Origin of the sequence: Collinsella sp. AF23-4AC (assembly GCF_003462685.1) — a bacterium.
Lineage (GTDB): Bacteria > Actinomycetota > Coriobacteriia > Coriobacteriales > Coriobacteriaceae > Collinsella.
The window spans coordinates 74588-87282 of record NZ_QRVE01000008.1; the positions used below are offsets into that span (position 1 = coordinate 74588).

Here is a 12695-nt window from a genome sequence, read left to right on the forward strand (position 1 = left end):
TAACGCGTTTGCTCGTGACTCCCGCGAGCGCTACCATCAACTGATGGGTAATTAGGCGCCTATCCAGCGCAAAACGTATAAAAGGGGAACATTATGTGCCTTGCCGTTCCCGGTAAAGTGGTCAAACGCGACGACGACCTTAAGGCGACCGTCGACATGATGGGCATCGAACGCCCCGTTTCGCTGCGCCTCGTGCCGACGGCACAGGTAGGCGACTACATTCTCGTGCACGCCGGCTTTGGCATTCAGATTGTCGACGAGCAGGAAGCCCAAGAGACACTCGAGCTCGTTAATACCATGACCGAACTGGCCGAAGAGGACCAGCTCGCCACCAACCCGGCCGAGGCATACTAGTGGCGGCGGCGCAGCCGGTTCGCTCCGGTATCGACTTTTCGGCATTTCGCGACCCCAAGCTAGCTCGCGAGCTCATCGATCGTATTCACGAGCTTGTCGGCAACCGCAGCATCAACCTTATGGAAGTCTGCGGTACGCATACCGTGAGCATTGGCCGCTATGGCTTTCGCTCCATTATGCCGACGGGACTCAAACTGCTAAGCGGCCCGGGATGCCCCGTTTGCGTCACCGCCAACCGCGACATCGATCACGCAATCGCGCTTTCCAACATGGACGGCGCCATCATCACCACCTTTGGAGACATGATGCGCGTGCCCGGATCGTCCACCTCGCTTGCCGCGCAAAAGGCAGCGGGGCGCGACATCCGCATCGTCTACTCTCCACTCGACGCGCTTGACATTGCCGAGCAAAATCCCGAACGCCCGGTCATCTTTATGGGCGTCGGCTTTGAGACCACAACGCCCACCATTGCCGCCGCTATCCTGGAGGCCGACGTGCGCGGGCTCCAGAACTTTTCGGTTTACTGTGCTCACAAGACCACGCCGCCGGCTCTGCGTGCGATCTCCAACGACCCCGAGACGACCATCGACGGCTTTATCCTGCCTGGCCACGTCGCCACCATCACGGGCTTGGCACCCTTTGGGTTTTTGGTCGATGAGTTCGAGACCCCTGGCGTAGTCACCGGGTTTGAACCGGTCGATATCCTGCAGGGCATCTGCATGCTGGTCCAGATGGTTGTCGAGAACAGGCCCGCAATCGACAACGCCTACCGCCGCGGCGTCAATGCAGACGGCAATCCCGTAGCACGCCATCTGGTCGAGCAGGTATTTGAGCCGTGCGATACCACGTGGCGCGGGCTGGGACCGATTGCCAACTCGGGTCTTTCCATCCGACCCGAATTCGCGCGCTTTGATGCCGGCACCCGCTTTGACGTGCCCGTTGAGGCGACGGTCGAGCCACGCGGGTGCCGCTGCGGCGACGTGCTGCGCGGTGCTATCACGCCGAGCGACTGCCCGTTGTTTGGCCGCACCTGCACGCCCGAGCATCCCGTCGGCCCGTGCATGGTGAGCTCCGAAGGCAGCTGCGCGGCGTACTTTAGATACCGCGACTATTAGGTTCCGCCGTTCTAACGAACGGCGGACCGGTCGACGCTGCGCCTCACCCATATAATTCCACCCGCGATTGGAGTTTTCGATATGTCCCATAGCATCACCGATAGCACCGTCCTGTTGGGCCACGGCTCTGGTGGCCAGATGATGAAACGCATTATTGATGAGGTCTTTCTGGATGCCTTTGGGTCGCCCGAGCTGCTTGCGGGCAACGATGCCGGTGTCGCCGCGCTGCCCGCAAGCGGGCGAATCGCCATGTCGACCGACAGCTTTGTGGTGACGCCGCAGTTCTTCCCCGGCGGCAATATCGGCCGCCTCGCCGTATGCGGAACCGTCAACGACGTCGCGACCTCGGGCGCTAACGTGCGCTACCTCTCATGCGGCTTTATCCTCGAAGAGGGCTATCCCATGGACAAGCTGCGCCAGATTGTGCAGACCATGGCCGAAACGGCGCGCGAGGCGGGCGTGTCCATAATCACCGGCGACACCAAGGTGGTCGAGCGTGGCGGTGCCGACGGCGTCTATATCAATACCGCCGGCGTGGGCGAAGTGCCCGCGGGCGTAGCGCTCAGCGGTGCAAACTGTCAGCCCGGCGACGCCATCCTGGTATCGGGCACGCTAGGCGACCACGGCATCGCCATCATGAGCCAGCGCGAGGGCTTGGCGTTTTCGAGCGACATCGAAAGCGACGCTGCGCCGCTCAATCATCTGATTGCCGACGTGCTCGCCGCCGCACCCGACACCCGCTGCTTTCGCGACCCCACGCGCGGCGGCCTGGCATCCACGCTCAACGAGTTTGCCCAGGCCAGCGGCGTTGCCATGGAGATTAGCGAGGATGCCGTGCCCGTTCGCCCCGACGTGCAGGCAGCATGTGAGATGCTCGGCTACGACGTTCTGCAGGTGGCAAACGAGGGTAAGATGGTCGCCGTGGTGCCGGCTGAGCAGGCCGATGCTGCGCTGGCGGCCATGCGCGTCGCCCGCTACGGCGAGAATGCCGCCATCATCGGTCGCGTGCTGCCGCTTGCCGAAAGCGCTCGACCCGCCGTGCGCGTACGCACCGGCTGGGGCTCGACCCGCATCCTCGACATGCTCGTAGGAGAACAGCTGCCGAGAATTTGCTAACGGCAACGGCTCGCGGCCGGCGCAACGCGGTTCAAGGCCGGCAAAGATATTCAGATTCCAAACGTGCCCGATACGCAGGCCCAGTATCATGGAGTGCGTTTTATTACTCAAACGGCAGGAGCACCCATGGCGGCAGCGTTTTCCCATGTGATTTTTGACCTCGACGGCACCATCCTCAACACGCTCGAGGACCTGGCGGCCGCCGGCAACCATACCTGCGAGACGCACGGCTGGCCCACGTTTACCATTGACGAATACCGCTACAAGGTGGGAAACGGCATGCTCAAGCTGGTCGAGCGCTTTATGCCCGCCGAGTACGCGGGCGACAGCCGTATGTTTGAGCAGACGCTTGCCGAGTTTAGGGCCTATTACGGCGAGCACAAGGAGGACCACACCTCACCCTACGCCGGCACGATTGAGATGCTCGACCGTCTGCGCACAGCGGGCGTTCAGCTTGCCGTGCTCACCAACAAGGATCATATTTCGGCAGCCCCGCTTATCGAGAAATACTTTGGCCCCGATCGCTTTGCGCTGGTACAGGGCCGTGTGGGCGCATTTCCGCCCAAGCCCGAGGCACCCGTCACGTTACATGTGATGAAAGAGCTGGGCGCCGATCCGGCAACCACGCTCTATGTGGGCGATTCGAATGTCGATGTTCTGACCGGCCACAACGCCGGCCTTAAGAGCGCGGGCGTCAGCTGGGGCTTCCGCGGCCGCGCAGAGCTGGAAGCCGCCGGCGCCGACTACGTGGTAGACACGCAAGAAGAGCTCGCGGCGCTGATACTGGGCGAGTAACGAAGCCGCCGCGCTGCTCGGTCGCGGCGATGCTGGCGCGCGGAAAATGCGTCCCGTTTTGATGCCTCAAACTGGGACGCATTTTCCGGTTGAGCCCCATCGGGGAAACGGCATCCCGTTTTTGAGCACTATTCCGGGTTGCACTTTCCGCAACCCACCCCATTCGGAAACCGCGACCCATTATTCGGCCAAAAACCGGGTCGCATTTTCCCGACCACTCGATGCAACGCCGGCACAAGGAGTGTCCCCAACTGCCGGCAGAAAAGGAACGTCCCCAACTGCCGCCCCAATGACCACCATGGCAACGCCGCAGATAGAGGACGGACAGCGAGCGGGCACCAGAGCGAACAAATTGGCATGAAAAGAGGACGGCATAGACCTTCTGGTCATGCCGTCCTCTTTGAATGACAAGTTGTCGCTCTGGTGCCCGCGCAGCGTCGAGCAGTTGCGGCGTTTGGTAAAACGCCGCAACCCCCTAGCTCATCATGGCATTCATCATCTCGTTGGTTGCGGAATCGTCGGCAGACCACTCGCCGTCGTCATTGCAGGAATACTTGAAGGTGACCTTGGTGTCCTTGGTCTTAGCAGCCTTGGTCACATCGACCATAACCTGACCGGCCATCTTGTACAGCTCGTCATCGGAAGGCATCGAATCGAGCGCGGCGACCTTCTCCTGGTACTGGGTGGCAAAATCCTCAACGATCTGGTTCATGGACTTGCAGGTAATGGTGACCTCGGCAGTTGCGGTACCCTTGTCCTCGTCGACCGTCACGTCGCCGATCTTGTAGTCAAAGCCCTCGAGATAGCTCTTGGCGTACTCCTTGGGATCGATGCCCAGCTGCTCAAACTCGTCGCCCGAGGCCTCTTCCAGGCCGGCGAGGAAGTCGTCGCCGCCGTTCTTGACCTCGTCAAACTGCGTCGTAAGATCCTCGGTGATGAGCTCCTCAACCGAAGGACCTCCGCAGCCGGAAAGCACAACCACGCACGCGACCAGAACAGCCATCAGGGGCGCAAGCAGCAGCTTCTTCTTCATGACATTCCTCCCAACAAGCGGCACCGCGCTTCCCGACGCGGTGCGCGTCGTAACAATAAGGCCATACTAGCCGATAACGAACACCCCCGGCAAAGCAAAGGCGCAGTCGGCTCGATTTAACGTCCGAACGGTTTACCGGTCCGCCCAACGCGCAATAAAACGTTCCGCCGCATTGTAATAAAAAAGGGTGGTCGGACAATTCGACCACCCCAAAACATCCTTATGTTGCCGCAGTTTACTTGCGGACGACCTTGACGATGGCGTCGCCAGCGGCGACAGCGGAGTCGGCCTCGACGGCGAGCTCAACGTCGGCAAACTCGGCGGTGTTGGACACGGCCACGACGACACAGTCCTTGTAACCGGCAGCAGCGATCTTGGCGCGGTCGATCTTGAGCATGGGCTGGCCAGCCTTAACGACATCGTCGGCCTTGACGAAGCCCTCGAAGCCATCGCCGTTCATGTTGACGGTATCGACGCCAACATGCACCAGAACCTCGATGCCGCTATCGGACTGCAGACCCACGGCGTGGCCCATGGTGACGGTCACCTTGCCGTCGCAGGGAGCGTAGACCAGATCGTCCTCGGGCCACACGGCGCAGCCCTTGCCCAGGACCTCGCCGCCAAAGACGGGATCGGGCACGTCGGCCATCTTGATGACCTTGCCCTTGACGGGCGAGCACAGCACGTCGGCGCCGGCAGAAGCAGAGATGGAGGACGGAGCAGCGGCAGCCGCGGGCTCAGCCTTCTTCTTGAACATGTCAAACAGACCCATACGTTTTCTCCTCTTGATTAAGCGCAACGTTATGCGCATGCCTATGGTGATTATAGTGCCAAATGGTTCAAATGCTAAGGTGGGGACTCGAATCGCGAGCCCATCCCAACGCTTTTCCCCGGTGGCACTCATATTGTCGATTAATCCAGGCCCTCGGCACCGTTGGACTTGATGATCTTCTGGTAGGCGTAGAAGCTGTCCTTGCGGCGGCGCTCGTAGGTACCGGTACCGTCGTCGTACTTATCGACGTGGATGAAGCCATAGCGCTTGCGCATCTCGCCGGTGCCGGCGGACACCAGGTCGATGGGACCCCACCAGGTGTAGGCGATCAGGTCGACGCCGTCGGCAATGGCCTCGCCCATGGCCTTGATGTGGCTCTGCAAGTAGGCGATGCGGTACGGGTCGTGGATGGAACCGTCCTCCTCGACCTCATCGTAGGCGCCCATGCCGTTCTCGACTACCATCAGCGGAATCTCGTAGCGGGCGTAAATCTCGTTGAGGGCGATGCGCAGACCCAGCGGATCGATCTGCCAGCCCCAGTCGGTGGACTCCAGATAGGGATTCTTGCCGCCAAAGGTCATGTTGCCCTCGGTCATCTCGTGATCCTTGTGGGTGCCCACGGTGCCGGACATGTAGTAGCTAAAGGTGTAGAAATCGACCTTGCCGTCGGCGATATCCTGCAGGTCACCGTCCTCCATCACAAGCTCGACATCGTTCTCGGCCCAGAAGCGCTTGGCATAGAACGGATACTTGCCGCGCACCTGCACGTCGGAGCAGTACCAGTTCATGGTATTCATCTCCTGCTGCGTGGCGAACACGTCGGCCGGATCGCACGTGGCGGCATAGGAGAGGATGAAGCAGTCCATGTTGCCCATCTTAAACTGCGGATAGTGCTCGTGGGCATAGCGCACGACGCGGCCGCTGGCGACAAACTGGTGATGCAGGGCCTGCATACGGGCCTGCGGCGTGGTGTGGACCGCCGAAGCCGGGCCCTCAAAGCCCTGGATCATGCTGGTCCCAAAGAGGTTGCCCATGTCCTGGGTGCCGCAGTTGATCTCGTTGAAGGTGAGCCAGAACTTGACCTTGTCCTGATAGCGGTCGAAGACGGTCTGGCAGTACTTCTCAAAGAAGCCGATGAGCTCGCGGCTCGCCCAGCCGTTGTACTTCTCGACCAGGTGATAAGGCATCTCGTAGTGCGACAGGGTCACGAGCGGCTCGATATTGTGAGCGCGCAGGCAGTCGAAGACGCGGTCGTAGAAGGCGAGGCCGGCCTCGTTGGGCTCGGCGTCATCGCCGTTGGGGAAGATGCGGCTCCAGGAGATGGACATGCGGAACATGTTGAAGCCCATCTCGGCGAACAGCGCGATGTCCTCCTCGTAGTGATGGTAGAAATCGATGCCGTCATGGTTGGGGTAGAAGCGGTTAGGGTCGATGTCGATCGTAATCTGGCGCGGCTCCTTGTAGCTGCCGCCCAAAAAATGGTCGTCGACGGAAGGACCGCGGCCGTCAACGTTCCAAGCGCCCTCAAACTGATTGGCGGCCGTGGCGCCGCCCCAATAGAAACCCTCGGGGAACTTGATGTTTGCCATGAGCATCTCCTTTGCATTGCGGGTCGATAGGCCGAGTATCGCCCACGCACGCGACAGGCAGGGGCAGGGGTGCCAAACCCGACACTTCTTTTCGCAGACGCGCGCTGCAACAGCACTGCAGCTGAAACTTTTTGACACCGAGGGAGCGAAGACGATCCGCCCCGCGCTTACCGGCGGTATGCCGCGGGGGTGCAGCCATACTTGTCGTGAAACTTACGGTAGAAGAAGCTCATGTTTTCATAGCCCACCGCATGCGCAGCCGCCCCGGCCGTGGCGCCGCCGCGCAGAAGCTCGGCCGCACGTACCAGGCGTCGCTCCTGCACAAGCTGCCTAAAGGTCTTGCCCACATGCCGCTTGAGGAGCGCCGTCGCATAATTAGGGCTCAAGCCAAACTCCGCCGCCATCCCCTCGAGGGAGCATGCAGCGAATTCGCGATCGATATAGCCAAGCATTCCCGTCACCAGGGCAGTGGGCCCCGCCGCGCCGTCCGCCGCGCCGCGCACCAGCTCGCGCTCGTAGCAATCCATGAGCTCGGCCAAAAACAGCTGAAACAGACGCAAGACGATCTCGGGACCGTTGGGGCTCGGGTCGTACAGCTCGCAGAGCATCTCCTGCATGTAGCGCCGAATCCGACGGCTCTCGCCGCAATGAAAACGGACATGGCCCCGATGGTCCGTCTCGCTGTTGAGCGCGTTGAACAAAAACCGCGAGACCGCGCTCTCGCGCGAGAGGCTCGACTCGAGACTCCGGCGCAAAAAAGAGCGTGAAACGGTCATGCTCAGCATGATGTCGTCCTCACCAAGCGCCGCCACGGCATGCGGGCAGAGGGCGTCGAGCAAAAGCACCTCGTTGCGGCCCAGCTCGAGCCTCTCCCCCGCCACCGTCTGCGGGCAGCGTCCGCGATACACATAGCTCAGCTCCACGTAATCATGCACGTGCTCGGGAACTGCATTAAAGCGCGAGTTTTTCCTTATCGTCAGGCCACGCGGCATGCCGGGCTGGGCATAGGCAAACCCTGGCTGGCCAATCTTGCGCACTGGGCATCCGTCGATTTCGACATGCTCGGTCATAATCGACCAATCAAATGCCATGCCGTCTTTATAAGCGATCTCACTGGCGCTCAGTTCGTTGAGCCTACGCTCGAGCTCGTCGATCTCCATGGCTTGCCAATCGTTGATTTGGTCATAGTTCGTCGTGATTCAGATATTAGCAGAACGCGCCGACGCGTCCATAATCTGTGCTATGCAGCAGATCGATCGAGCCAAGGAGGATCCATGATCGCGTACTATCAGCAGGTGCTCGAGGGCACATACGACAACCACGTGCTTCCGTTTTTGTGGATGAAGGGCGAGAGCCATAAGACCATTGCCGAGTATCTGGAAAAGATCGCCGGCGCCGACATCCACGAGGTCTGTCTCGAAAGCCGCCCACACCCCGATTTTTGCGGCGAGGGCTGGTGGCGCGACTTGCGCTTTGTCATTGACGAGTGCAGGCAGCTGGGCCTTAAGCTCTGGATCTTGGACGACGCGCACTTCCCCACGGGCTTTGCCAACGGCGCCGTCAAGGAGGCCGTGCCCGAGCTCCGCAAGATCGTGCTCACGCACCGCACGTTCGACATCGTGGGCCCCACGTCCGCCGCGAGCATCGCGCTCGCCAACATGCTCGACAAAACGGAGCGCTTCTACGGCGTGACATTTATGCAGGACGGCAGCCCCGTCGACGTCGCTTACCGAGTAATCGACGATGCAGACGGCAACCCCAGCCGCCTGGTCTTCGATGCACCTGCGGGCCTCACGCAGGCATGCGTGATGTTCACGAGCGGCAAGACCTCCTACAACGAGGACTACATCAATATGGTCGACCGCGCCTCGGTGGCGCAGCTCATCGATGCTGTCTACGAGCCGCATTTTGAGCATCTGGGCGATGAGTTTGGCAAGACCATCTTGGGCTTTTTCTCCGATGAGCCCGGATTTGCCAACGAGAAGGGCACCACGGGCCCCGATGGCATCTCGGACACGCTCATCGGCAAGGCCACCGCGCCCCTACCCTGGTCGGCCGAGCTTGAGCGTCGCCTGCGCGCGGCACTGGGCGAGCGCTACCTGGCCGAGCTCCCGCACCTGTGGGACCGCGAGCCGGCCGGCGCGCACGTACGCCACGTCTATATGGACATCGCGAGCACCCTCTATAAGGAGTGCTTCTGCGACCAGCTCGGAGACTGGTGCCGCGCGCGCGGCGTGCAGTACATCGGCCACGTTATCGAGGACAAGGACTGCCACGCGCGCCTGGGCGTGGGCGCCGGGCACTACTTCCGCGCCGTGGGCGGTCAGGACATGGCGGGCGTCGACATCGTGATCAACCAGCTGGTACCCGGCATGGACCGCGGCCTTCACAGCTACGGACGCGGCGTGTGGGACCTCGAGTTCTATAACTACGTGCTGCCCAAGCTGGGCTCCTCGGCAGCACACCTCGACCCCAAAAAGCAGGGGCGCTGCATGGCCGAGGTCTTTGGCGCATTTGGATGGCACGAAGGCCTACGCGAGATGAAGTGGATCGCCGATCATTTTTTGGTGCGCGGCGTCAATTGGTTTGTGCCGCATGCCTTTAGCATGGCCGCCTTCCCCGACTGGGACTGCCCGCCGCATTTCTATGCGCATGGCCAAAACCCCCAGTTTGCACACTTTGGGCAGCTTATGAGCTACATGAACCGTACGGCGAGCCTGCTGAGCGGCGGGCGCGCAACGACCCCGGTGGCGCTTCTCTACCATGCGGACGCCGAGTGGGCAGGCGAGGCGAACTTTATGCAGCATGCCGCCTCCGAGCTTATGCGCGCGCAGGTCGACTTTGACATCGTGCCGGCAGAGGCATTTGAGGACGCAGGGCGCTATGCCGTTGAAATTGCCGCAGACGGTAGCGGCTTTAGCGTGAACGGCCAGGCATACCGCTGCCTGGTGATGCCCGGAGCCGAGTTTGTCGGCGAAGCCGTGCTCGACTTTGCCGCGCGTGCCGCAGCCGCAGGTGTTGCCGTGTACGCGCTGGATGAGTTGCCGAACAAGCGCTACGACGGTGACACTGCAGGTCGCGAGGGCTTTGCCTCCCTGGATGCAGCCGCGGTCGCCGGCATCAAGCTCCTGGCGACCACCGAGCTCGCAGACACACTTGCCGACGCCGGTATGCAGACCGTGGTTTGTGCCGAGTCCCAGCCCTGGCTGCGCGCACTGCGCTACGAGCGGGCGGGCGAGACCTATCTGATGCTCGTCAACGAGCATCCCAAGCAGGGTATCTCCACTCAGATTGCGCTTGCCGATGGCATACCCGTTGCAGGCGCGCGCCTCGACCTGCTCAACGGCACCGATCCCGCCGCCTTTGACGGCACGCTCGAGCTGGCTCCCTACGAGAACTGCATCGTGGTCCTTGGGGCTACAGGTTCCGCCGGCGCGGCAACTGCTGGAGACGAAGCCACATGCGTCGACGAGCCCTGGGCGGTTGCCTTCTCTGCCCCTGGTACCGATGCCTTTGGCGAGTCTGTTGAGCTTGCAGACCTGCACGACCTTTCCTCGGCCGAGTTCCCCGGCAAGGCCGGCACGTTCCGCTACCAGGCCTCCTTTGTCCTGGGCGAAGCGGCCAGCCGCGCTGTCATCGACCTTGGGGAGGTCTTTGAGACCGCAACCGTCACCCTCGACGGCAAATCCCTCGGCACCCGCATCTGTCCGCCTTACCGCTTTGAGGCCGCCGCACTTTTAGCCGGTGAGCACGCGCTCACGATCGATATCATCAACACCCTCGACCACGCCGTCCCCGACGTGTTCGGCATGACCGAGCCCTCCGAGCCCAGCGGTCTCTTGGGGCCCGTACGCGTGCTCGGGTAACGCCCCGGGCGCAAACGGCCCAACAAGGACAGCGCCCCTATGTTGAGCCCGCACAGCGTCGAGCGGTCCGTCGTTCATAGACCGGCGGACCAAAACTCCCAGCCAAGCCGAACGTTTTATTTATCGCTATGATTGGTTTATCGCGACGCAAACGCATAGGAGCCATATGGATATCAGGCGAAAGATCACGCAGGGCAAAAGCCTCACCCCCACCGAGCAACAACTTGGGCGAACGGCCCTCGCCATGGGCGAGGATGTGCGCGGGCTTTCCATTAAGGAATTTGCCGCGTGCGCCAACGTTTCGGTCGCGAGCGTGCACCGCTTTTGCAAAAAGCTCGGCCTCGAGGGATTCAAAGACCTCAAGGTCGAGCTCATCCGCCAGGCGACCGAGGCGGGCAACCGGCGCGACGTGGACATCAACTTTCCCTTCGATGCCACCTCCGCCCCTGCGCAGGTGATGGAGCGCATGGAGGGGCTCTACCAGACCACCTTGGCCGAAACGCAGGAGCTGCTCGACCCTGCACAGCTCGACCACGCCGCCAAGCTCATCATGCGCGCCGGCACCGTGGACATCTACACGGGCTCGCATAACCTGTATCCAGCGGGAATGTTCCGCGATCGCCTGCTTTCCGCCGGCAAAAGCGCGACGTGCCACGACAGCGTCGAGGCGCAGGTGCGCACGGCGCTCGCCTCGGGTCCCGACCATGTGGCAATCGTCATCTCCTACAGCGGCCTTGCCCCCAACCTCAAGGAGATCTTGCCGATCCTTAGCAGTCGACATGTCCCGGTCATCGTCATCGGCACGCCGTACTGTGCCCGCATTCACCCCGGCTTTGCCGCCTATCTCACGGTAAGCGACCACGAGAGCATGACGCACCGCATCACGCAATTCGCCAGCCATATCGCCGTGCAATACGTACTCGATTCGCTCTATAGCAGCTACTTTGCCAAAGATTACGCCCGCTGCTCCGAGTTCTTAGAGCGCTCGTTCCCCTACACCCGCCTGCCCGGACTCAAGTAGCGACGAGCGTGGATTTTTGGACACTCAGATAACGAGCGTGGATAATCTCCCACTTTGAGCCTGCATGCGGCCCAAAAACGGGAGATTATCCACGCTCATTTTGGGTCCCCCGGGAACGCATGAGGAGGGCGGATAGACAGCCGTTATTTGCGAGGCGTCAGCGACGTAAAGAGTCCGTGTTGGTTGCAGTAAAGATATATCCTGCCGCGCCCGGTAATATGGAAGCGCGGCTGCACCGATTGCTCTGGATAGAGCTTCTTAAAGCAGATGCCGTCCATAGTCGCATATGCCACAAAGCTAATGTAGTGATCCTTGGTCATTGGATGATCGAGCGTGACGTACCAATCGTCCTCGATGCGCTCGATGGAAAAGGCGTGGTCCGCGTCCGGCTCTTCGGCCTCCTGGGGAAACATCGTGGAGCCACAGCAGCTAAAGCTGCCTTCTCCGAGCGCGTGCACAACGTTTCCGCAGATAGGGCAAACGTAAAAGACGCCTTTGAGCATATTGCCTGCACGGTTGGCGTTGGCCCGAATGTCACCAGCCAAAAGCTCAGCCACGCTTATGCCGAGTCTCTGGGCCAAAGGCTCAACGAGGGAAATGTCGGGAAGGCCGCGGCCGGATTCCCACTTGCTGACGGCTTTATCGGTCACGCCAAGGCTTTCCGCCAGGGCGCGCTGGGTGAGGCCGCGCTCTTCGCGCAGCTGCTTGATGGCATGCGCTGCCAAAAAAGTATGGGAGGCATTGGTTTGCCGTGTCTGGTTCATGGGCTGTCCAATCAAATTGAAGAAATGGAGTGAACCGGTTCGACAGTCAGTATCCATTTGAAGGCCAGGCTCGACAACCTACGCTGCGTAGACATGCGCCAATCGAACGAGCGCGGTTTTTTGGACACTCATCCTGAGTAGTCATTTAAGAACGTCCCCAATGACTACTCATTTATGTCTGTCCCCAATGACTGGGCAACGGCAGCGAGAGCCCCGAGGTGACGCATAATTTCTTTCGCAAATTGACAACCGCATAGCGGAACACGGCCC

At 61.0% G+C, this 12695-nt stretch carries 11 protein-coding genes; 6 read left to right on the top strand and 5 right to left on the bottom strand.

Annotation, left to right across the window (positions count from 1 at the left end; translation table 11 throughout):
* Positions 1-93: 93 nt before the first annotated feature.
* The 4 genes from DWY05_RS06040 to DWY05_RS06055 all read left to right on the top strand — a co-directional run bounded on the left by DWY05_RS06040 (position 94) and on the right by DWY05_RS06055 (position 3380).
* Positions 94-354: a HypC/HybG/HupF family hydrogenase formation chaperone gene (locus DWY05_RS06040; protein ID WP_055250830.1), complete on the top strand. Its 261-nt coding sequence runs from the start codon at positions 94-96 to the stop codon at positions 352-354.
* Positions 354-1469, top strand: a complete 1116-nt coding sequence (gene hypD, locus DWY05_RS06045; protein ID WP_117820958.1) for a hydrogenase formation protein HypD — start codon at positions 354-356, stop codon at positions 1467-1469. The genes DWY05_RS06040 and hypD overlap by 1 nt, the downstream gene beginning before the upstream one ends.
* 81 nt (positions 1470-1550) lie before the next feature.
* Entirely contained in the window at positions 1551-2585 is a 1035-nt protein-coding gene (gene hypE, locus DWY05_RS06050) for a hydrogenase expression/formation protein HypE (RefSeq protein WP_117820957.1), read from the top strand.
* A gap of 126 nt (positions 2586-2711) precedes the next feature.
* The gene (locus DWY05_RS06055; RefSeq protein WP_117820955.1) at positions 2712-3380 is read left to right on the top strand and encodes an HAD family hydrolase; all 669 of its coding nucleotides are present in this window, start codon (positions 2712-2714) and stop codon (positions 3378-3380) included.
* Positions 3381-3855: 475 nt separating this feature from the next.
* On the opposite strand, the gene DWY05_RS06060 is transcribed toward DWY05_RS06055, so the two are convergent.
* The 4 genes from DWY05_RS06060 to DWY05_RS06075 form a co-directional block, all read right to left on the bottom strand.
* Positions 3856-4413, bottom strand: coding sequence for a hypothetical protein (locus DWY05_RS06060; protein ID WP_117634513.1), 558 nt, complete (start codon positions 4411-4413; stop codon positions 3856-3858).
* A 235-nt stretch (positions 4414-4648) separates the two neighbouring features.
* Positions 4649-5185 carry a PTS glucose transporter subunit IIA gene (locus tag DWY05_RS06065; protein WP_117634515.1) on the bottom strand — a complete coding sequence of 179 codons (537 nt, stop codon included), beginning with the start codon at positions 5183-5185 and terminating at the stop codon, positions 4649-4651.
* A gap of 140 nt (positions 5186-5325) precedes the next feature.
* Positions 5326-6774 (bottom strand): glycoside hydrolase family 1 protein, encoded by a 1449-nt coding sequence (locus tag DWY05_RS06070; protein WP_117820954.1) that lies wholly within the window; start codon positions 6772-6774, stop codon positions 5326-5328.
* 167 nt (positions 6775-6941) lie between these two features.
* A complete protein-coding gene (locus tag DWY05_RS06075; protein ID WP_117817495.1) occupies positions 6942-7934 on the bottom strand; it encodes a helix-turn-helix domain-containing protein in 993 nt (330 codons plus the stop codon).
* Positions 7935-8048: 114 nt separating this feature from the next.
* Here DWY05_RS06075 and DWY05_RS06080 point away from each other — a divergent pair, with 114 nt between their 5' ends.
* Both DWY05_RS06080 and DWY05_RS06085 read left to right on the top strand, forming a co-directional pair.
* Complete coding sequence (locus DWY05_RS06080) at positions 8049-10640, top strand: glycosyl hydrolase (protein ID WP_117820952.1); 2592 nt, start codon at positions 8049-8051, stop codon at positions 10638-10640.
* A 166-nt stretch (positions 10641-10806) separates the two neighbouring features.
* A complete protein-coding gene (locus DWY05_RS06085; protein WP_117634523.1) occupies positions 10807-11661 on the top strand; it encodes a MurR/RpiR family transcriptional regulator in 855 nt (284 codons plus the stop codon).
* Between the two features lie 143 nt (positions 11662-11804).
* Here DWY05_RS06085 and DWY05_RS06090 read toward each other — a convergent pair whose 3' ends face one another.
* Entirely contained in the window at positions 11805-12425 is a 621-nt protein-coding gene (locus DWY05_RS06090) for a helix-turn-helix domain-containing protein (RefSeq protein ID WP_055250846.1), read from the bottom strand.
* Positions 12426-12695 lie beyond the last annotated feature (270 nt).